The 19,865-nt window shown below is 58.2% G+C and carries 17 protein-coding genes and 1 tRNA gene; 11 read left to right on the top strand and 7 right to left on the bottom strand.

The genetic code is table 11. The features are described from left to right. Position 1 precedes the first annotated feature (1 nt). A complete protein-coding gene (locus BLU71_RS14710) occupies positions 2-1,516 on the top strand; it encodes a tripartite tricarboxylate transporter permease (RefSeq protein ID WP_042608145.1) in 1,515 nt (504 codons plus the stop codon). Then, positions 1,509-2,543 (top strand): AbrB family transcriptional regulator, encoded by a 1,035-nt coding sequence (locus BLU71_RS14715; RefSeq protein WP_042608146.1) that lies wholly within the window; start codon positions 1,509-1,511, stop codon positions 2,541-2,543. The genes BLU71_RS14710 and BLU71_RS14715 overlap by 8 nt, the downstream gene beginning before the upstream one ends. Before the next feature lie 90 nt (positions 2,544-2,633). Here BLU71_RS14715 and ung read toward each other — a convergent pair whose 3' ends face one another. Then, a complete protein-coding gene (gene ung / locus BLU71_RS14720) occupies positions 2,634-3,326 on the bottom strand; it encodes a uracil-DNA glycosylase (protein ID WP_083353373.1) in 693 nt (230 codons plus the stop codon). 132 nt (positions 3,327-3,458) lie between these two features. Here ung and BLU71_RS14725 point away from each other — a divergent pair, with 132 nt between their 5' ends. Beyond that, positions 3,459-4,571 carry an enoyl-CoA hydratase/isomerase family protein gene (locus tag BLU71_RS14725; protein WP_042608148.1) on the top strand — a complete coding sequence of 371 codons (1,113 nt, stop codon included), beginning with the start codon at positions 3,459-3,461 and terminating at the stop codon, positions 4,569-4,571. 68 nt (positions 4,572-4,639) lie between these two features. Here BLU71_RS14725 and BLU71_RS27930 read toward each other — a convergent pair whose 3' ends face one another. From BLU71_RS27930 to BLU71_RS14745, 4 genes are all read right to left on the bottom strand, one after another. Next, positions 4,640-10,171 (bottom strand): calcium-binding protein, encoded by a 5,532-nt coding sequence (locus tag BLU71_RS27930; RefSeq protein ID WP_083353374.1) that lies wholly within the window; start codon positions 10,169-10,171, stop codon positions 4,640-4,642. Between the two features lie 2 nt (positions 10,172-10,173). Further along, positions 10,174-11,028, bottom strand: coding sequence for a hypothetical protein (locus BLU71_RS14735; protein ID WP_083353375.1), 855 nt, complete (start codon positions 11,026-11,028; stop codon positions 10,174-10,176). A 1-nt stretch (position 11,029) separates the two neighbouring features. Then, on the bottom strand, positions 11,030-12,274 hold the full coding sequence (locus BLU71_RS14740) for a glycosyltransferase family 4 protein (protein ID WP_083353376.1): 1,245 nt from the start codon (positions 12,272-12,274) through the stop codon (positions 11,030-11,032). 196 nt (positions 12,275-12,470) lie between these two features. Beyond that, positions 12,471-12,875: a hypothetical protein gene (locus BLU71_RS14745; protein WP_039760873.1), complete on the bottom strand. Its 405-nt coding sequence runs from the start codon at positions 12,873-12,875 to the stop codon at positions 12,471-12,473. 370 nt (positions 12,876-13,245) lie between these two features. On the opposite strand from BLU71_RS14745, the gene BLU71_RS14750 reads away from it, so the two are divergent. The 5 genes from BLU71_RS14750 to BLU71_RS14770 all read left to right on the top strand — a co-directional run bounded on the left by BLU71_RS14750 (position 13,246) and on the right by BLU71_RS14770 (position 17,115). Then, positions 13,246-14,733, top strand: coding sequence for a sensor domain-containing diguanylate cyclase (locus BLU71_RS14750; RefSeq protein ID WP_083353377.1), 1,488 nt, complete (start codon positions 13,246-13,248; stop codon positions 14,731-14,733). Then, complete coding sequence (locus BLU71_RS14755; protein ID WP_064362599.1) at positions 14,726-14,956, top strand: cysteine-rich CWC family protein; 231 nt, start codon at positions 14,726-14,728, stop codon at positions 14,954-14,956. The genes BLU71_RS14750 and BLU71_RS14755 overlap by 8 nt, the downstream gene beginning before the upstream one ends. Positions 14,957-14,989: 33 nt before the next feature. Continuing rightward, the gene (locus BLU71_RS14760) at positions 14,990-15,682 is read left to right on the top strand and encodes a pseudouridine synthase (RefSeq protein ID WP_083353378.1); all 693 of its coding nucleotides are present in this window, start codon (positions 14,990-14,992) and stop codon (positions 15,680-15,682) included. Positions 15,683-15,998: 316 nt separating this feature from the next. Continuing rightward, the gene (locus BLU71_RS14765) at positions 15,999-16,883 is read left to right on the top strand and encodes an alpha/beta fold hydrolase (protein WP_041478884.1); all 885 of its coding nucleotides are present in this window, start codon (positions 15,999-16,001) and stop codon (positions 16,881-16,883) included. Between the two features lie 158 nt (positions 16,884-17,041). Further along, positions 17,042-17,115: transfer RNA gene (locus BLU71_RS14770), tRNA-Gly, on the top strand. Between the two features lie 428 nt (positions 17,116-17,543). Here BLU71_RS14770 and BLU71_RS14780 read toward each other — a convergent pair. Beyond that, positions 17,544-17,798 carry a helix-turn-helix transcriptional regulator gene (locus BLU71_RS14780; protein ID WP_083354340.1) on the bottom strand — a complete coding sequence of 85 codons (255 nt, stop codon included), beginning with the start codon at positions 17,796-17,798 and terminating at the stop codon, positions 17,544-17,546. 3 nt (positions 17,799-17,801) lie between these two features. Between BLU71_RS14780 and BLU71_RS28160 the strand changes: the two genes are divergently transcribed. Both BLU71_RS28160 and BLU71_RS14790 read left to right on the top strand, forming a co-directional pair. Then, the gene (locus BLU71_RS28160; RefSeq protein ID WP_231982414.1) at positions 17,802-17,897 is read left to right on the top strand and encodes a type II toxin-antitoxin system HigB family toxin; all 96 of its coding nucleotides are present in this window, start codon (positions 17,802-17,804) and stop codon (positions 17,895-17,897) included. Next, positions 17,897-18,253, top strand: a complete 357-nt coding sequence (locus BLU71_RS14790; protein ID WP_042608155.1) for a helix-turn-helix domain-containing protein — start codon at positions 17,897-17,899, stop codon at positions 18,251-18,253. Before BLU71_RS28160 ends, BLU71_RS14790 begins: the two co-directional genes overlap by 1 nt. Positions 18,254-18,320: 67 nt before the next feature. On the opposite strand, the gene BLU71_RS14795 is transcribed toward BLU71_RS14790, so the two are convergent. Next, entirely contained in the window at positions 18,321-18,680 is a 360-nt protein-coding gene (locus BLU71_RS14795; RefSeq protein WP_039760852.1) for a DUF6124 family protein, read from the bottom strand. Positions 18,681-19,113: 433 nt separating this feature from the next. Between BLU71_RS14795 and BLU71_RS14800 the strand changes: the two genes are divergently transcribed. Then, positions 19,114-19,842, top strand: a complete 729-nt coding sequence (locus tag BLU71_RS14800; RefSeq protein ID WP_064362611.1) for a class I SAM-dependent methyltransferase — start codon at positions 19,114-19,116, stop codon at positions 19,840-19,842. The last annotated feature ends 23 nt before the right edge of the window (positions 19,843-19,865 follow it).

Raw genomic sequence — 19,865 nt, forward strand, 5'->3', positions numbered from 1 at the left:
TATGGATACCCTCGGTTATTTGGGTCAAGGCTTCGGCGTCGCGCTGAGCCCGTACAACCTGGTCACGGCGCTGACCGGCACCTTGATCGGCACCGTCGTCGGGCTGCTGCCGGGCCTCGGCCCGATCAACGGCGTGGCGCTGCTGATCCCGATTGCGTTCGCACTCGGTTTGCCGCCGGAGTCGGCGTTGATCCTGCTCGCGGCGGTGTATCTGGGCTGCGAATACGGCGGCCGGATCAGCTCGATCCTGCTGAACATTCCCGGCGAAGCATCCACCGTCATGACCACCCTCGACGGCTACCCGATGGCCCGCCAAGGCATGGCCGGTGTGGCGTTGTCGCTGTCGGCGTGGAGTTCGTTCATCGGCGCGTTCATCGCCACGTGCGGGATGGTGTTGTTTGCGCCGCTGCTGGCGAAGTGGGCGATTGCTTTCGGACCGGCGGAATATTTCGTGTTGATGGTGTTTGCGATCGTCTGTCTCGGCGGCATGGCCGGTGATCGACCATTGAAGACCTTTATCGCGGCATTGATCGGCCTGTTCCTGTCCAGCGTCGGCATCGACGCGAACAGCGGCGTGTACCGTTTTACCGGCGACAATATTCACCTGACCGACGGCATTCAATTCGTGGTGCTGGTGCTGGGTCTGTTCTCGATCAGCGAAATCCTCTTGCTGCTGGAAAAAACCCATCGCGGCCAGGAAGCGGTAAAAGCGACCGGGCGCATGATGTTCAACTTCAAGGAAGCGGCTTCGGTGTTCGTGGTGAACATTCGTTGCGGCCTGCTCGGTTTCATCATGGGCGTGTTGCCGGGTGCGGGCGCGACATTGGCCAGCGCCGTGGCCTACATGACCGAAAAGCGCATCGCCGGTGCGAGCGGCAAGTTCGGCCAGGGCGATGCCCGTGGCCTGGCTGCACCGGAAACGGCGATCGGTGCTTCGGCCTGCGGCGCGCTGGTGCCGATGCTGACACTGGGCGTACCGGGTTCGGGCACCACGGCGGTGATGATCGGCGCGCTGTCGCTGTACAACATCACCCCAGGCCCGCTGCTGTTCCAGCAACAACCGGATATCGTCTGGGGCCTGATCGCGTCGTTGTTCATCGCCAACATCATGCTGGTGATCCTCAACATCCCGATGATCCGCATTTTCACGCGCATCCTCGCCGTGCCGAACTGGGCACTGGTGCCGGTCATCGCGATCATCACCGGGATCGGCGTCTACGCGGTTCACGCCACCACTTTCGACCTGTTCCTGATGGTCGGCATCGGCATCTTCGGGTACATCCTGCGCAAGCTCGACTTCCCGTTGTCGCCGGTATTGCTGGGCTTCATCCTCGGCGGTCTGATGGAGCAGAACCTGCGTCGCGCGCTGTCGATTTCCAACGGTGCGCTGGAAATCCTCTGGTCGAGCCCGATCACTTTCGGTGTGTGGGTGCTGACCGCGCTGATGCTGCTGTTCCCGCTGATTCGCATCTGGCGCAAACGCGCGGTCGCTCGTCGCGCTATCGCCGATGTCTGATCGCTCGTCCCTGAAAGCCTGGTGGGGCACCCCGCTGGTCGGTCTGCTGGGCGGTTTCATCGCCAGTCAGATCGGCTGGCCACTGCCGTGGATGGTCGGCTCATTGCTGGCGATCATCCTCGTGCGCTGCCTGACCCCGTGGCAACTGGCGGAAATCCCTGGCGGGCGCAAGTGCGGCCAGTGGATCGTCGGCATCGGTATCGGCCTGCACTTCACCCCGCTGGTGATGGAGCAGGTGCTCAGTCATTTCGGTCTGATCTTCTTCGGTGCGCTGGTCACCAGCCTGTCGGCGGTGGTCGGGGTGTGGCTGATGCGCCGCACAGGCGAAGATCGCGCCACCGCATTTTTCTCGAGCATGCCCGGCGGTTCCGGAGAGATGGTCAACCTCGGCGCGCGCAACGGTGCTTTGCTCAGCCATGTCGCGGCGGGGCAAAGTCTGCGGGTACTGGTGGTGGTGTTGTGCGTGCCGGCGGCGTTCAAGTATCTGCTCGGTGACGGCACGCCGATTTCTCATGCCGGCAGCGTCGATTGGCGCTGGTTGGCGATTCTGTTTCCGGCGGGCGCCCTGCTCGCCTGGCTCTGGCAGCGTCTGCGCCAACCCAATCCATGGCTGTTCGGGCCGTTGCTGGTCAGCGCGGCGGTGAGCATCACCTGGGATTTGCACATCGGTTTGCCCAACGGCGGCAGCCAGATCGGCCAATGGCTGATCGGCAGCGGTTTGGGCTGTCACTTCAATCGGCAATTCTTCCGACGCGCGCCGTCGTTCATGGGCCGGACGTTGATCGGCACGGCGCTGACCATGTTGATCGCGTCGCTGGCGGCGTTGGGCTTGAGTGCGCTGACCCATCTGGATCTGCGTTCGCTGACCCTGGGCATGATGCCGGGGGGGATTGCCGAGATGAGTCTGACGGCGGAGACACTGCAATTGTCGGTGCCACTGGTGACGGCGCTGCAGGTGATGCGGCTGCTGTTTGTGCTGTTTCTGGCGGAGCCGTTGTTCAGGTACTGGAATCGCAATGCCGCATGAGTCTCAAGACCGAGTCGCCCCAATCGCGAGCAGGCTCACTCCTACAGGGGAATGTATTGCAAAGTAGGAGTGAGCCTGCTCGCGATGCTTTTAGATTGGTGGAAGGCGCCAGTCGATCGGCGTTTCGCCATTCTGTTCGAGAAACTTGTTGGTCCGGCTGAAATGCCCACAGCCCAAAAACCCGCGATAGGCCGACAACGGCGACGGATGCACCGAGGTCAGCACCAGGTGCTTGGTGGCGTCGATCAGCTTCTGCTTGCTCTGCGCATGGGCGCCCCAGAGCATGAACACCAGATGCGGCTGCTTTTCGCTGACCACTTCAATGATACGGTCGGTGAAGTGCTGCCAGCCCTTGTCCTTGTGCGCGTTGGCGTTGGCGCGCTCGACGGTCATGGTGGTGTTGAGCAGCAGCACGCCCTGATCGGCCCAGCTCTGCAGGTAGCCGTGGTTGGGAATGTCGATGTTGAGGTCGCGCTTCAGCTCTTTATAGATGTTGACCAGCGACGGTGGCGCCGGCACGCCCGGTTGCACCGAGAAGCACAGACCGTGGGCCTGGCCCGGGCCGTGATAGGGATCCTGACCGAGAATCACCACTTTCACCTTGTCCAGCGGCGTCGAGTTCAGCGCATTGAAAATCAACGGCCCAGGCGGGTAGATCTCCTTGCCGGCCGCCCGCTCCTGCTGCAGAAAGCTGCGCAACTCTGCCATGTAAGGCTGGTCGAACTCAGCACGCAGTGCCTCCTTCCAGCTCGGTTCGAGTTTGATACGGTCGTCAGCAGTCATGGTCATTTCCGGCAAAAACAATGGGGCGAACCCTAGGAAAGCCGGCCACGCTTGTCAATTGATCTGACGCAGATCCGGCACTTTCCCCCACAGCGATCATACTGATCGCTCAAATTTCCGATCGAGGTCACGATGAATCTGCACTTCGAAGAACGCACCGGCACCGACGGCGCCCGCATCGGCATCGCCAGCCTGGATGCCGAAAAGTCGCTGAACGCGCTGTCCCTGCCGATGATCAACGCCCTCAGCGACAAATTGAAAGTATGGGCCGATGATCCGCAAATCGTCTGCGTATTGCTGCGCGGCAACGGTGCCAAGGCCTTCTGCGCCGGCGGCGAGGTGCGCAGCCTGGTCGAAGCCTGCCGCGCTCATCCCGGCGAAGTGCCGCCACTGGCCGCGCAGTTTTTCAGCGCGGAATATCGCCTGGATTACAGCCTGCACACCTATCCCAAACCGCTGATCTGCTGGGGCCACGGTTACGTGCTGGGCGGCGGCATGGGCCTGTTGCAGGGCGCCAGCACGCGGATCGTCACGCCGAGCAGCCGTCTGGCGATGCCGGAAATCAGCATTGGCCTGTATCCGGATGTTGGCGCCAGCTGGTTTCTCGCACGGCTGCCGGGCAGGCTCGGCTTGTTCCTCGGGCTGACCGGCGCGCACATCAACGGTCGCGATGCGCTGGATCTGGATCTGGCCGACCGCTTCCTGCTCGACGAACAGCAACCGCAACTGATCGAAGGCCTGCTGCAATTGAACTGGCAGGAACAGACCGCCATGCAGCTCAACAGCCTGCTCAAGGCTCTGCAGCAGGAGGCCCTTGAGCAAATGCCCGAAGCGCAATGGCTGCCGCGTCGCCAGCAGATCGACGAATTGCTCGACGTCAGCGACGTCACCTGTGCGTGGAAAGCCATCAGCCTGCACCGTGACAGCAGCGATCCGTTGATTGCCCGCGCGGCGAAAACCATGGCCGAGGGCTCGCCGCTGACCGCGCATCTGGTCTGGCAACAGATCCTCCGCGCGCGGCATATGTCGCTGGCCGAAGTATTCCAGATGGAATACACCCTGAGCCTCAACTGCTGCCGGCACCCGGAATTCAGCGAAGGCGTGCGCGCACGTTTGATCGACAAGGATCAGAAGCCGCACTGGCACTGGCCAGATATCAATAACGTGCCGGATGCGGTGGTCGAGGCGCACTTCCATAAAGTCTGGGAGGGGCGACATCCCTTGGCGGATCTGACCCGGTATTGAGCTGACGCGTTGCTCGCGATGGCGACTGGCTTTCCATCGCGAGCTGGCTCAATCGGGCGCCATACGACTCAGACATTCAGCTCGTAAAACTGGATGATTTCCATCATCGCCCGCTGCGCTTCATCGTCGCCCTTTATCAAAATGTCTTCGACATCCCTCAATGGCGGAAGCGGGTGCAGACGTTCAGCAATTTGCCCTGCGGTGTAGTCCTGAATCGTTGCTCCTTGGCTGACTCTTATGAAGCCGATAGCGCTTTCACCTGCGGCGAAATGATTGGAAACCCGGATTTTCGGTGCCATGCCGTAATCCACCACGATCACCAGATCATCGCGATCACGGTGAAATTTCAGGTTGTCGATGGTCAGCCTGCGCTCGGAAAAATCGATTCCATCCAGGCCACCTCCGCTGTTGATGACCACATCTCTGCCGAGGCCATCGTATCGGTAGATATCATTTCCAGCGCCGCCGGACAGTGTGTCGTTGCCCGCCCCCCCCAGCAGCAGATCATCAGCGGGGCTGCCCGTGAGCAGGTCATCACCCTGCATGCCGCGAATCTCTCCGGCGCCGGTTATCGTGTCGTTGCCACGACCGCCCACCAAGGGAAGTGCTCGTTCGTCTCGCAAGGCAGTGAAACGCGTGGGATTGCTGACGATGACGCCAGTATGAGAAGTGTCGGGCGCGGGGCTCAGCTGACTTGATTCCAAGAGTTGCTTCACACTTACGACCGACCCATCGCCGAACTTTACGAGCTCAATCCCGGCCCCCTCAAGTTCACCGTTGAGGGGCAAGACGATGCGGACTTTCTGCGTCCCGCTCCATTGGATATCCAGAGTCGGATGGAGCATTTTCGCCCTCGGCGGATTGCGGTAAGCCGCGCGACCTGGGTTGGGCTCCAGCTCGACATGGGTGGTTTCTATCAATGCAGCACCCCAGCTCAAGTGCAGTGCATCGCGCTGTGCATCTGCTGGCAGAACGACCGTGTCCTGATCGATCAATCCGAACTCGTCTTTCCACCCCGCTGCGCCAACTTCTGCTCGGTAGAAAACCGGGTTCGGTACATCCGCAATCGTGGTGGTCGCTCCGGCGTGCGCTTGGACGATGTAGGTGTCGGCACCGTCTTCGCCGTAGAGCCAATCGTCACCTGAGCCGCTGAGCAGATAGTCGGCGCCCTCGGAGCCCAGCAAGGTATCGTCCCCTGCCCCTGCGGATAAATACGCGCCCGGTGTTCTGTCACCGACAGTGCCGTAGTCGAGTGGGGAGCCTGCATAAACGACGATCAGATCATCTCCCGCACCGCCGTGAAAAACGTTCTCCACTTCGATATTGACTCGCCCACCGACGTCGTCGCCTTGGACGATTTTGTTTTTGATCGTTGTGCTCTCGGCATCCCAACGGAATTCCCTGCGCACGGTTTCGCTCGAACTGAAACTTGCCGCCGGATAAACGTACCAGCCTTCAAGGGCGCCGGACTCCTGCCGGTCTTCAACCAATACATCTGCGATATTGAATGAAAAACCGCTGGCAGAACCGGATCGATAATAGCGAGGCGCCTGGCTTGAGGAGGGCATTGTTCCCTCGGCTTTCACCTGTTTATGTTCGACCCGCGTTGTGGTTTTCGACTGCCTTTCACTGACTACGGCTCGCCCGCCATCAGCTTTCATCCACTGCGGCGTTTCAGACAGTGAACCTGCTTCGACGCTGTGATCGATCAGCTCAGTGTGGGTGGTGTAACCAGTGTCGCTGGTGGTGATATGACTGCGAACCCAGACCCCTTGTTCATCCAGGGTAAAACCAGTGGCGTGTCTGCGGGCGGAGCGTTTTGAATTGATTTGCGCGAGGAATTCCTCGGTCCAGTCAACCGTTTGAACAGATGCCACTGGGCGTTGCTTCGGAGCAGTTACATCGTCTGACTGAAGCGGATCCTCAACTCTGCTTTCAACGGTTCCTGGGGCGGTTACACCTTCCGGTACGGGTAACTCAGGCACCTCCATCTGCGGCAATGTTTTGTGCAAGACATCGTCATAACCCAGTACCACGCCGTCGCTGAAACTGAATGTGGAGTCCTTCCACTTCTCGTGATTCTTGATGAGTATCGCGTCGCCCATGCCATTGGCCAGTCGCAACACCGTGCCGACGGTAACTTCGATAACGTCGGCCTTCAGGCTTTGCGCGGAAAACCCTGCACCGAACCTGATGATGTTGCGGCCACCAGAATCGGTAACAACATCCAGGCCATCGCCAGTGCCGAAATAATAAATGTCAGCACCCTCCAGCCCGTCCAACACGTCGTGACCGGGACCGCCATCAAACACGTTGTCGCCGGAATCACCGCGAAGGTAGTCCGTGCCTTCTGCGCCCAGCAACGTGTCGTTGCCGGCGCCACCGAGCAACGTGTCGTTACCTGAGCCACCGTCCAGATAATCGGCATTCAGCTCGGTTTCAGCGCTATTTTCGTAATCGCCGGCAAGAATGTCGTCGCCCGCGCCGCCGTACAGTGTGTCGGCACCGAAGCCACCCTGTAAGGTATCGTTTCCTTCGCCGCCCTGAAGCAGGTCATTGTTGATTCCGCCCGGCTGCAGGTCAGACACATCGCCATCCAGGAAATCCGCTCCTGCCCCACCCAGCAGCGTGTCCGAGCCCCCCATGCCACGCAGCGTGTCGTCCCCCGCACCGCCATCGAGGAAGTCGTTACCCTGATAACGAACAGGATGGTCAGGGCTATCGCCGATCAGATCGTCATTGCCTTCGCCGCCGAAGAGCAGATCATCGCCACCGCCGCCCCAGAGCCTGTCGTCACCGGGACCACCGTCTAGCAGATCATCGCCAAAAAAATCTGCGGCGTTACCGTTGACGCCGTCGATTACGTCGTCATCACCCTGCAAAGTGTCGTTGCCAAGGCCGCCATACAACGCGTCGCTGCCACCGTTACCGGCGAGCAAGTCATCACCGCTACCGCCGTCCAGCACATCGTTGCCATGATGCTTGCTGGGTAGACCACCGCCCCAATCGAGATTGTCACCGAGCATCGTGTCATCGCCGCTGCCACCGGCCAGGGTGTCGTTCCCTTGCTCGCCTTCGAGCAAATCGTCGTCAGCCCCGCCGTCGAGCAGGTCCTGACCCCAGCCGCCGTTGATGAAGTCCTTGCCACCCTGCCCATACAGCACGTCATCACCGCCCTCGGATGCGCTGTTTGTCGAGGCCTTTGAATAGACCGTTCGATGACTGGTGACACCGCCAGCTATGGCGACGTCAGCGCGCTTGACCGCCCAACCCTGCTCCAGCGCACCGGTGGTTTCGTCTCCGGATAAAACGTCGTCGCCAGCGCCACCGATCAAGGTATCCCGGTCATTGCCACCGAGCAGAACGTCTCGCGATGCCGTGCCGATGAGCAAATCGTCACCTTGCCCGCCATCGAGCCAGTCGCCGCGACTTGCCTTGCCCTTGGCATCACCGTCGGCCATGGCCCTTTCGAGCGTCGTCTCTTTGTCGCCGAATAACCGATCGTCTCCAGCCTTGCCGAACAATCGATCAGAACCACCCAGGCCGAGAACAACGTCGTCTGCAGCGGAACCGTAAAGTACGTCGGCCTTGTTGCGCTGTTTTACCTTGGGCAGCAGCACAACGTTGCCCAGCTCATCAAAGGAGGGTTGATCGCCGGGGGTAGTGGGATCAGCGTCTTTGGCTTTCCAGTCGCCCTGAAGTGTCAGATCTGCAACGCTGACCGGCTGCCGCTCATGGTCGGGGAGTCGGATGCCAAGCATCCCGGGCTGGAAGTTCTTGATCACCACCAGATCGCTCTGGCCGTATTTGATGTTGAGCGTGTTTCCAATAAGCGTCAGGGTAATGGACCGATCCTCGGTAGACCAAATGTTGCTCGAAGGTGTGCGGCGCTTTAGCGTGGGGATCGGCACACCGTTGATCCACAGCTGCCCATTGGCGTTGGCATCGAAAATCTCATCAATGCCATCGCCGCTGGAGAACTCGTAGCGGTCACTGCCCTCGCCTCCGATCAGAGTGTCGTTGCCCTTACCTCCGATCAGCACATCATCACCGCCCATTGCGTACAGCGCATCATTGCCATCGCCTCCGCTTAGCGAGTCATTGCCGCGGCCTCCTTCAATGACATCGTTACCCGCCAATCCGGCGATCGAGTCATTTCCCACGCCGCCATACAGATGATCGGCATTGGCGCCGCCGGCGAAAGATCGCCCATCGTCATCACCGAACAGGGCCAACGGGTTCAACACACCGGTGGTCATTGTCGCCTGTCTGCCTGAGGCGAGATCGGAGTAGGAAAACCTCTGCAGCGAATGTTCACCGAACGAGCCCTGGGTTCGGGCAATCAACCGGGCCAGCATCTGTGCACGATCCACCAGCCACTGCGCGGTGATAAAGCCTTCGCCAGTGTGAGGATGGTAAAGCTCGAGGTTGCGACCGGGATAACCGTCGGCACGTTCTATGACGACTTCACTGAGCTGCTGCAAAGAGTTGCGGATGGCAAGGCAGAGCGGAGTCGCCTCGGCTGCGAGTTTTGCCCATGCACCCGCATTGCCAAACTCGCCGATTGTTCGGGTGACGATGCTTTGCGACTGCTCTGGGGAGAATGCCGAGAAGAATGCGTAAGCGTTGCTGGCGAAGGTCTCGTTGGAGGTGGGTGAAGCAGCAGAATCGCCGTCGTAAGTGCGCCTGAACATGTCGAGAAATTCGTTCTGGCCGTAGCGCAAGATCAGGTCGACCACGGCGGCGACAGGCGTGCCTTTCACTACATGCTGGATCAGTGGATTCACACTGCCACTGGCTAGAGCAATGTTGATCTGCTCCGGCACCACTGAAAGCAGACTTTGCAGTGGGTTGATGCCGAAATTGCTGATCGCCGCTCGCAGGCCGACGCTGTAGGAATCGATGGCGAAGAGAATGTTTTTATAGTCGTCGAGCCGGTTGGCTTTTGCCTGAATGGGTGGGCCGTCATCTTCCGCATCCTGTTCGCCCGCAGAGATCAATCTCCACGTCTCATAGGGAGGTTTACCGCCCAACAGGCTGAAGCCGACCGTTCCGGACCAACCGGCATTGCGTTTCACGGCGGTATCGTCCTCCCCGCAAACCTCCTTGAACAGTGCCTCGCCAATCGCGCTGGCATCGATTTCTGCGATCTGGCTGATCGACGGAACGGTCCAGGGCGCCAGTTGACCGGCGAGGGACCCGTTGATCAGGGTATTGATGAAATTGACGGCAACCTGGTTAGATGAAAGCTGCATCAGGTCTTCACTGAAAATTGTATTCAGTCTGAGTTCACCTTGCCGCGAGGTGTAACCACGAATCAGCGCCGAGTAGGCACCGTTTCCACCGTTGGCATCAATAGCCACGGCCAGCCAGAGCCTGGCATTTTTCAGCACTTCTCCAGCCTCTTTATCGACAGCGAAAACCTCAGAAATTTTTTCGCCAATAATATCGAACAGCTTTTGATACAGAGGAGCGCAGCTGGCTCCTGCTAGTTTCAGCGCATCGTACTGAATTTGTTTTGAGCGCAGCCTCATTCCTTTGCAAATATTGGCTGCGTTGAAAATTTCTGTTTTTTCCATATCGCTAAAAACATAACTCATTGTTACTTCCTTGTAATAACAGAGCGTGAAAGATAATCACTGAGATACTTGAGCATCTCAGGTGCTTCGCGTAATGACGCTAGTCCGAGACCTACGCTCCCGTGTCCCCCAGCGAAGTCGAAGTTATCCAGATTGATAGTGCAGAAAAAATTCAATTTTCCGAAATCAAGGTTTTCCAATTCAGCTCTGCTGAACCGTGCCAGTTTCTCGTCAGTCAGTTGTTCCTCCGAAGCCGGACGAATCAAGCCATCACAGTTGATCAACCGAGGGGTTCCATCTCGCCGCGGCCAGCCAGTAATGACAAACGTTCTGACCGAATCTTCATTCTTGAAATGCGGCGGAGGTGCATCCAGCCAAATCTCCAGCCCCGGATAATTTTTCAATTTCACGATCAACTCATCCGGCCAGTTGACGTGCCGATAACCGCGCTCATGGGGCTCGGTGGTTTCTTTTCTGGTAAAAAGTCCGGCATTCAATTTATAAAGCCGCCAGCTTTTGGGTATCGGCTCCAGGCGCAGATCCTGGTAACGGTGCAGTCCCGCGCCGGTCCACCAGAAAAACCCCTTCAGAGCAATTGCCAGGCAAGCCTTCTTATTCACCATTTCAGGCATGCCAACGTAAAACTCCGGGACCATCGTCTTATCCACATAGGCACCGCCTAATATCGGCACCTGCTTCATGCTCGCCAGCTTGTTCTGACAGGCTTTCTCGTTTGCCTGGTGAATAGCCGCCGACTCGGCGGATTGTTCTTTTTGAATATAAAATTCCGCTACGCAGTAACAGACATACACGAACAGGCCATACTTCAATAACCTTTTGAACCATTTGATCGCCTGCTTACGCGACTTCCTGGACATTTCAACCCTCCCGATCAAACTGCGGAACGGTTGATATATCGTCATGCCCGGACATCGTCCTTTCAAAAATCTCAAAGTATTGGCTCACGCCCGATTTCACACTGAACCGACTTGCCGTCAACTTCGCAGCGCTGGCAAGACCATCGTACTCACCCGCCGACTTCAAAACCTTGCACACACTTCTGGCAAATCCTTGATGGTCGAAGAAATCCACCAACACTCCATTAATCCCATCAACGATCACTTCCTTGACCGGGGCCGTATCCGACGCAATGACCACGCAACCAGACGCCATCGCCTCCAGTAACGACCACGACAAAACAAACGGATACGTCAAATAAACATGGACTTTCGAACACTGCAGGACCGCTCGATAAGTCTGGTAAGAAAGCTTTCCTGTGAAATGCACTCTGGAGTGATCAAAACTTACTTCCGCCTCCATCCTGCGGCGCCAGCTTGCATACCCGACCGGCTTACTCCCATAACTGACGTCATCACCGCCAACCACGATGATTTGCGCATCGGGGCACTGAGCCTGAATATGCGGAATCGCTCGCATGAAACTGTGAAACCCGCGATAAGGCTCGAGATTTCTGGCGACGTAGGTAACGATCGGCTGTCCCGCTTTGAGCTCGATTCCATTGGGCAACCTGACTGCCCCGACTGTTGCCAGGTCAGAACCTTGAATGACACCTTCATGAATGACCCGGATTGCCGACCGGTAAGCGGCCGGAAAAAGGCTGCGCTGCCACTGCGTAGGCGAAATTGCGATATCACATTGTTCAAGATTCAAAAGATGCAGCGAATTGAGCACCCGCAGCCGTGACGATTCCGCCGTGGCCCGCGCAAACTCGGGGTCGAAGCCGGAATCGGCGCCCTGCGCTCGATAGTAGTACTCGCAATAGTGGATAAGCGGCGTATCGGGATAGACGTCCTTGGCGAAGAGCGTCTCTCCCCATCCGGGATGAGCGAGAATCGCGTCTGGTCGATAACCCGACCGTTTCAGCCTGCTCAGGATTGCGAAAACTTGCTGCCCATCCATCACGGCTTGTTCGTAGCGAATCAGATAGGGGTGCATATTGCCGGGCGCTCGGCTGGTCGCTCGATAGCGATAGATTTTCACCCCGACGACGCCCGGTGCCGTGTCCCGGCCTATCGCCACAACCTCGTCATGCCGGGCCATCGCCGCCAGCACCACATGGCGGAACTGACCCGGAAAATTTTGGTGAATAACCAGAAGCTTCATAGCGCTAACGTCCATTTTTCGCCGCTATTGAGCTGAGGATCTCTCACGTCGTTCGGCATCCACAAACGCTAACAAATGCCACGAAATGAAACTGTAGGACGCTTCCGGGAATCCCTTGGGAGAAGGCGAATGAAACTACTTTTCGACGGGCAAAAAAAAGCGGCGCCTGATGCGCCGCTTGTTTGTTTACGGTTAATTACCAGCGGTTGCCACGGCCGTTGTAGTCACGGCGACCGCTGTGGCGATCGTAGTTGCCGCGGCCACGGTGGTCGTTGTCCCAACCGCCGCGACGGTGGCCGTCCCAACGTCCGCGATCATTGCCGTGCCAGCGACGGCTTTCGTAATAGCGTGGGGCCGGTTGGTAGTGACGCGGGGCCTGGTAATAACGCGGTTGCTGGTAGTACCGCGGCGCTGGCTGGTAATAGCGCGGCTGGGTGTAATAGGTGCCGCCGCTACGGTAATAGGAGCCGCCACCGCTGTAATAGGCCGGTGCGGGTGATGTGTAGACCTCTGACCTGTAGTAGCTGTCTCCGTATGAATATGGGACGCATCCGCCAAGGGAAAAAAGCATCACGGCAAGCAGTACGATTCGGCGATACATGGCGGCCTCCTGGACCGCGGGTTGGCCACACCAGCGACGCTGGCAGGCGACAGTCAAAAATTCTGTGACTGTCGAAAAATCAGACAGCGTTTTCCGAATCTGGTGCGTTCCTGCAACAAGTTGAAACAAGTGATTATGAAATCCTGTTTACTTCACGGAGATGAGTTTCAGAGGCGATCATTTGACTGATACCGAGCCGATCAGCAATTTCGCCATCACCACAATCAGCCTCTGCCTCCGGTAGAAGGATGCGATTTCCCTGACACACCGCTGAGTCATATCCCCCGCCATTTCAGGCACAAATCCCGCAGTGTTTTCCCGACCATCCCACTAGAATGCATCCCATCGGGCCACTGCCAACGGATCTGCCATGCCGCTTCGTTCTCCCTTGTACTCGCAACGTTCACTGGTGCTCACCTTGGTCGCCCTGCTCGGCGCCGGGTTTCTCGCCACCTCGCTGTTGAGCTATTTCGCTTCCCGCGGGTCGATCCGCGACAACATCGTCAACACCGAACTGCCGTTGACCTCCGACACGGTCTATTCGGAAATCCAGAAAGACCTGGTCCGGCCGATCCTGATTTCTTCGATGATGTCCCGCGACACGTTCATGCGCGACTGGGTGGTCAACGGCGAACAGAACCCCGAGCAGATGACCCGTTACCTCGACGAAGTCATGACCCATTACGGCGCCTACACCGCATTCTTCGTTTCCAATGCCACGCTCACCTACTACCACGCCAAAGGCGTGCTCAAGCAGGTCAAAATCGAAGAGCCGCGCGATGCCTGGTATTTCCGCGTACGCGACATGCGGGACCCGTACGAGATCAACGTCGATCCGGATCTGGCCAACAAGGACAATCTGACGTTCTTCATCAACTACAAGGTCTACGACTACCACAACCGCTTCATCGGCGCCGCGGGCGTGGGCCTGACCGTGGACGCGGTGATCAAGCTGATCGACAAGTATCAACAGCGCTATCAACGCAGCGTGTACTTCGTCGACACCTTCGGCCGCCTCGTGTTGACCGGTGCCGAGGGCGGCCCGGAAGGCGCGCACATCGGCCAGGGCCTCGGCGAACTGGAAAGCATGAAAAGTCTGGTCAGCCAGTTGCCCAAGCCGCACAGCGGCAGTTACGAATACTCCACCCACGGCCAGGGACATTTTCTCAACGTGCGGTTTATTCCCGAGTTGAACTGGTACCTGTTCGTCGATAAACGCGAGGACGGCGCGCTGAGCGAAATCCGCCAGTCGCTGTATCTCAATCTGCTGATCTGCCTGCTGGTGACGCTGATAGTGCTGGCGCTGCTCAATCGGGTGATCAAGCGCTTCCAGGCGAAGATTCAGGCGCACGCCACACTCGACAGCCTCACCGAACTACCGAACCGACGTGGCTTCGACATTCTTGCCGCACAGGCACTGCACGAGGCTCAACGCGAAACCCGGCCGCTGACCGCTTTGCTGCTCGACCTCGACCACTTCAAGACGTTGAATGACACTTACGGGCACATGGCCGGCGATCAGGTGTTGATCGGGTTCGCCCGCGATCTGCAAAGTTGCCTGCGCCACGCGGATATCGTCTGCCGCTGGGGCGGTGAAGAATTCATCGTTCTGTTGAAAGACACCGACGGCGAGACCGCGCAGAAAATCGCCGAAAAAATCCGTCAGCACGTCGAGCAACACGAATATGCCTACGACGGCCACAGCCTGCATCTGACGGTGAGCATCGGCGCCACCACCGTGCAACGCGATGACACCTTGCACAGCCTGCTGTCCCGGGCCGATCATGCGATGTACCGCGCCAAGCAATCCGGGCGCAACCGCACCTGCATGGAAATGCCGCACTCGACCTATGCCTGATCTCAACGTCAAACCCGAACACTGCCCTGCGTGTGGCGCCCGCAACGACTGCAGCCTCGCCGACCCGCGCACCGCCGACCGCGAATGCTGGTGCTACGGCGTAACCATCGATCCGGCAGTGCTCGAGGCGCTGCCGTTCGAGCTGCGCAATCAAGCCTGCCTGTGCCCGCGCTGCGCGCAGGTCGAAGCGCAACTGCAAGCAGGCCGGCGGCCGATCCCGTAAGATGCGCGACCCTTTTTCCGTTGAATTGTGACCATGCGCGTCGACCGTTTCCTCAGCAATCTGCCCCGCTACAACCGTCAGCAGGTTCGCCTGTTGCTGGTGGAAAAGCGCGTGCGGATTGACGGAAAAATCGTCAGCGACCCGCACAGTGAGGTACTGGAATTCAGCCGGGTCGAAATCGACGATGAGGTGCTGCAAAGCGGCAAACCGGCGCGCTATTTCATGCTGCATAAACCGCCGGGTTGCGTCAGCGCCACCCGCGATCCGCAGCATGCGACCGTGCTCGACCTGCTCGATGAACCGGACAAGGAAGAGCTGCACATCGCCGGGCGTCTGGACTTCAATACCACCGGGCTGATGCTGATCACCAACGACGGCGCCTGGTCGCGGCGACTGACGCAGCCGCAAACCAGACTGCCGAAGGTCTATTACGTCGAAACCGAGCAGGACATCGACGCAGGCTACGCGCTGAAATTTGCCGAGGGCATCTACTTCGCTTTCGAGGATCTGACCACGCAACCGGCGCATCTGGAGCTGCTCGGTCCGCGCTCGGCGCGGCTGAGCATCGTTGAAGGCCGCTACCATCAGGTCAAGCGCATGTTTGGTTTTTTCAACAACAAAGTGCTGCGCCTGCATCGCGAATCCATCGGTGAACTGGCCCTCGACCACGCGCTAAAACCGGGCGAGTACCGCGTTTTACGCACCGAAGAGATCCATTTGTTCTAAGCCCGCTACCGCTCAGCCGAAGTTGTCGAACAATTTACCAACCGCACTTGCGTGATCCTGGCTCCCCTGCTTGAATCAGGACGTCGGCCGAAATGTGACCGATTAGTCACCACATACTTCCAAGAAACTTTTTGTCGGTCGTCTGCCCTTAGGGGCTGCGCCTCAGCCGGCAATCTGCCCGCCAATAACAACACCCGTCGACCTGCCGTACCGGATCGACATGGGCCAGCACATTCCAGGCGTATGCCTACCTGTCACAAAGCTCGTGCAATCTCGATTGCGCGCATACCCGCTTGCTTGCCAGGAGTCTTATGACATGAGGCCAGAAATCGCTGTGCTGGATATACAGGGTCAGTATCGGGTTTACACGGAGTTCTATCGCGCAGACGCCGCAGAAAAGACCATCATTCTGGTCAACGGCTCGATGGCCACGACTGCGTCGTTTGCACAGACCGTGAAAAACCTGCACCCGCAATTCAACGTGGTCTGCTACGACCAGCCCTACGCGGGCCGGTCAAAAGCCCACAACCGGCATGAGAAACATCTGACGAAGGAAGTCGAAGGGCAGATTCTTCTGGAGCTGATCGACCACTTTGCTGCCGAGCACGTGCTGTCCTTCTCCTGGGGCGGTGCGGCAACATTGGTCGCCCTCGCCCAGCAGCCCCGGCGTATCGAAAAAGCCGTGATCAGCTCGTTTTCACCGGTGATCAATGCACACATGCTCGATTACCTCGAGCGCGGCGTCGACTACCTCGGCAGCCGCGACGGCGACCGGGTCGGCCATCTGGTCAACAACACCATCGGCAAACACCTGCCGTCGCTGTTCAAACGCTTCAACTATCGCCACGTCAGCAGCCTCGCCGAGCATGAATACGGGCAGATGCACTTTCACATCAACGATGTGCTGCACAGCGATCGACAGTGCTATCTGAACGCGGCGAAAAAGATCAACGTGCCGGTGCTGTTTCTCAACGGTGAATGGGACGAATACACCGCCGCCGAGGATGCGCGACTGTTCGGCAATCACGTCGCCCACAGCAGCTTCACCACCCTGCAAGCCACCGGGCACTTCCTCGACATGGAGCACAAAGCCGCCTGCCGCGACAGCCAGAACGCCCTGCTCGGCTTTCTGAAACCCGCGCCGCAAGCCAGCCGAACGCGCTACTCGTTTGTGCAGGATCAACATGCACTGGCCATTTGAAACCGCGTCATCGCGGGCAAGGCTGCAAGCCTGAGGTGCCTTACTGCACCGGCGCACCACTTGCTCGCGATCGACCGATTTCTGCGTGGCAAAGCCATCGCGAAGAAAAGAAAACTTCAAATCCGTGGCCGAGTCTGGTACAAAGTCAGCCGCTCTGAGCGGGTATAGTTTAGTGGTAGAACGAAAGCTTCCCAAGCTTTAGATGAGGGTTCGATTCCCTCTACCCGCTCCACCGAATATTGATCTCGCGTTGGGTTGTCTGACGGGGGATGCAGGAATAGAAAAACCGGCCTTGATGGCCGGTTTTTTTTTGCGCGGGATTTCACGCGTATTCGCGGCAAAGACTTTCGTGGAAGGTGTGAGCCCTACCTCTTGGGTTTACTTCTCGAAATCCTGATGCAGCTTCGCCAGTCGTTAAAGATCGGTTCCCCGGCTTTGTGTGGGACATTCAGTCGAGTGAATACCTCCCTCCAGTCGGCGAGCGCAGCGAGAGTCTGCTCGATGTATTCTTCGGCCTTGAGGTATTTGTAATCCCTGCAAATCTCCATGATCCGCTTGCGCGGCCACCGAAGTCAGCGGCCCGCGACTTTAATCAGCTCACCAACCTTGGCGCCGTCTTCAAAACATTCAGCGCTTCTGTTTGTTTGAACGGCTTGATCATCAGCGCATCCCTCTCTTGCGCCTGGCATTCTTCAGCTCATCCAGCGAGCCCGGGTGCTCAGGTTTGAACAGTTTGGTCACAGCGTCGAGTTCATCAAGCGCAGTGGCGATCAGGATCAAAGCCTCCAACGTCACGAGCCCGGTCGCTTCGAATCGCTTGATGGTGGATTCGGAAACCCCCGCCTTTTCTGCGAGCGTCTTGCGAGCGTCCTCAAGGGAGCCAGGGTGGTATTCAATATCGGCGGGAATAAATATCGAGTGATTCTGGCGATCGACTACCAACGGCAACTCGGCTTTATCCGCTTCGTTGGGACTAACGCTCAATACGACCAGATCAACGCGGAGACCGTTTAATGAACATCAGACCCATTCGTAGCCCGGAAGACCTGAGCGCAGCATTGCTGCGCATGGAACAGCTGTGGGGTGCAGAAATCGACTCGCCGGAGGGCGATGAGTTGGAAATTCTCGCTCTGCTGATCGAAAAGTATGAGGAGCAGCATTTTCCGATGCCGCCTTCTGATCCCATTGAAGCCATCAAATTTCGTATGGATCAGCAAGGTTTGACACCGCGGGATCTTGAGCCCTTTATTGGCACAAGTGGCCGCGTTTCGGAGGTGCTGAACCGCAAACGCAAGCTGAGTCTGGCGATGATCAAACGTCTGCACGATGGCTTGCGTATTCCTTATGAATGCCTGCTCGCCAGTGTCTGAAGAAAATATATCGCACGAAAAACCGGTCGCAACGACCGGTTTCTTTTTACCCGGAAATCAACGCCGGCTAACCCACCGGCACCACATTATCCAAAACCTGATTCACCGCCAGTTCGCCCAGCATGACGACCTGGGCGATGCCGAGCAGGGTTTTGCGCTGGCTGCCGTCGAGCAAGGCAGCGAAATCGCCGAGCATGACGCTGGCCGAGCCGAGGGATTCGCTGGCATTGACCAGTAGCGACTCGGTGTCGGTGCTCGGGTTGACCTGGAACATGCTGCTGGTCTGGTACGGCGGTGAAGTGGTTTTCGGCGGGATGAGATAGTGGTCGAGGGCGCGTTCGGCGGCTTCGTGGAGTTTTTTTGAGTCGAGGGACTCGTACGGAGAGGCCGGGTCGGTTTCCGGCGGATTTGGCGTTACTTTGAACACGGGGGCGGTACCTTTAATTTGAGCCGCATCCACCACGCTACTAAACGGGAGGGTGGCGGCTGTACGCAAGTTAGTAGACCGGACCCATCCCCCATCCGGCGCACCCGAAGGCGCCATGCGCACAGCCACCATAAAATACAGGCACGCGCCTGATTCAACGGAACTCGTGCAACCGTTACGAGGAGGACATTGCCGGGCTACTAAACCCGATCACTGGAAATCAGTGACGCGAACCAAGTTACCGACCGCCCTCCAGGCGCACAAGCCGGCGGATTCTGGCGTACCGGTAGGCAGCGGCGCAAGGATTTGTAGGCATCGGGACGTAACGCGATTCGACTTTAAACAGCCATGGCGCACCACGTGTAAAAGCGCTGGGAAAAGAGAAATTTCTCCGACACATTCAACGCAAACGGATTGAAAGGACACCGTCAACATGACGCAAAACATCTACGATGATCCCGAGTTCTTCCACGGCTACAGCCAGATGAATCGCTCGATCGGCGGCCTCGATGCCGCCCCGGAATGGCCAGCGCTCAAGGCATTGCTGCCGGTCATGCACGGTCTGAATGTGGTTGATCTGGGGTGCGGGTATGGCTGGTTCAGCCGCTGGGCAGTCGAGCAAGGCGCGGCCAGCGTGCTGGGGCTGGACGTCTCCGAGAGGATGCTCGACCGCGCACGGCAATCGACGACCGTCGCGAATGTGCGCTATGAACGCGCCGACCTCGAACACCTCGCCTTGCCCGCCTGCAGTTTCGACCTCGCCTACAGCTCGCTAGCACTGCACTACATAACAGATCTCCCGGGGTTGTTCGCGCAGCTGTATGCCGCACTCAAACCGGGTTCGCATTTTGTCTTTTCAATTGAACATCCGATTTTCATGGCGCCACGCAATCCGGGTTGGCTGATCGACAACGAAGGTCGCAAGCGCTGGCCGCTGGAAAGCTATCAGATGGAAGGCGAGCGGGTGACGAATTGGTTGGCCGACGGCGTGATCAAGCAGCATCGGACCGTGGGCACGTTGCTCAATACGTTGATCGCAGCGGGTTTCAATATTCGTCACGTCAATGAGTGGGGACCGAGTGACGAAGAGGTCGCAGCGCAACCGGCGTTGGCCGAAGAACGCGAGCGGCCGATGATGATGCTGGTGGCAGTGCAGCGATGATCGGGTTTCATGCTCCGAAAGGC

Origin of the sequence: Pseudomonas moraviensis (genome assembly GCF_900105805.1) — a bacterium.
GTDB lineage: Bacteria > Pseudomonadota > Gammaproteobacteria > Pseudomonadales > Pseudomonadaceae > Aquipseudomonas > Aquipseudomonas moraviensis_A.

What these genes read in the sequence shown, in the direction of transcription:
- BLU71_RS14765 (WP_041478884.1), top strand. Translation starts at nt 15,999, where the DNA reads ATGAGGCCAGAAATCGCTGTGCTGGATATACAGGGTCAGTATCGGGTT.
- BLU71_RS27930 (WP_083353374.1), bottom strand. Translation starts at nt 10,171, where the DNA reads ATGAGTTATGTTTTTAGCGATATGGAAAAAACAGAAATTTTCAACGCA.
- BLU71_RS14745 (WP_039760873.1), bottom strand. Translation starts at nt 12,875, where the DNA reads ATGTATCGCCGAATCGTACTGCTTGCCGTGATGCTTTTTTCCCTTGGC.
- BLU71_RS14800 (WP_064362611.1), top strand. Translation starts at nt 19,114, where the DNA reads ATGACGCAAAACATCTACGATGATCCCGAGTTCTTCCACGGCTACAGC.
- BLU71_RS14740 (WP_083353376.1), bottom strand. Translation starts at nt 12,274, where the DNA reads ATGAAGCTTCTGGTTATTCACCAAAATTTTCCGGGTCAGTTCCGCCAT.
- BLU71_RS14715 (WP_042608146.1), top strand. Translation starts at nt 1,509, where the DNA reads ATGTCTGATCGCTCGTCCCTGAAAGCCTGGTGGGGCACCCCGCTGGTC.
- BLU71_RS14735 (WP_083353375.1), bottom strand. Translation starts at nt 11,028, where the DNA reads ATGTCCAGGAAGTCGCGTAAGCAGGCGATCAAATGGTTCAAAAGGTTA.
- BLU71_RS14725 (WP_042608148.1), top strand. Translation starts at nt 3,459, where the DNA reads ATGAATCTGCACTTCGAAGAACGCACCGGCACCGACGGCGCCCGCATC.
- BLU71_RS14760 (WP_083353378.1), top strand. Translation starts at nt 14,990, where the DNA reads ATGCGCGTCGACCGTTTCCTCAGCAATCTGCCCCGCTACAACCGTCAG.
- BLU71_RS14755 (WP_064362599.1), top strand. Translation starts at nt 14,726, where the DNA reads ATGCCTGATCTCAACGTCAAACCCGAACACTGCCCTGCGTGTGGCGCC.
- BLU71_RS14750 (WP_083353377.1), top strand. Translation starts at nt 13,246, where the DNA reads ATGCCGCTTCGTTCTCCCTTGTACTCGCAACGTTCACTGGTGCTCACC.
- ung (WP_083353373.1), bottom strand. Translation starts at nt 3,326, where the DNA reads ATGACTGCTGACGACCGTATCAAACTCGAACCGAGCTGGAAGGAGGCA.
- BLU71_RS14790 (WP_042608155.1), top strand. Translation starts at nt 17,897, where the DNA reads ATGAACATCAGACCCATTCGTAGCCCGGAAGACCTGAGCGCAGCATTG.
- BLU71_RS14710 (WP_042608145.1), top strand. Translation starts at nt 2, where the DNA reads ATGGATACCCTCGGTTATTTGGGTCAAGGCTTCGGCGTCGCGCTGAGC.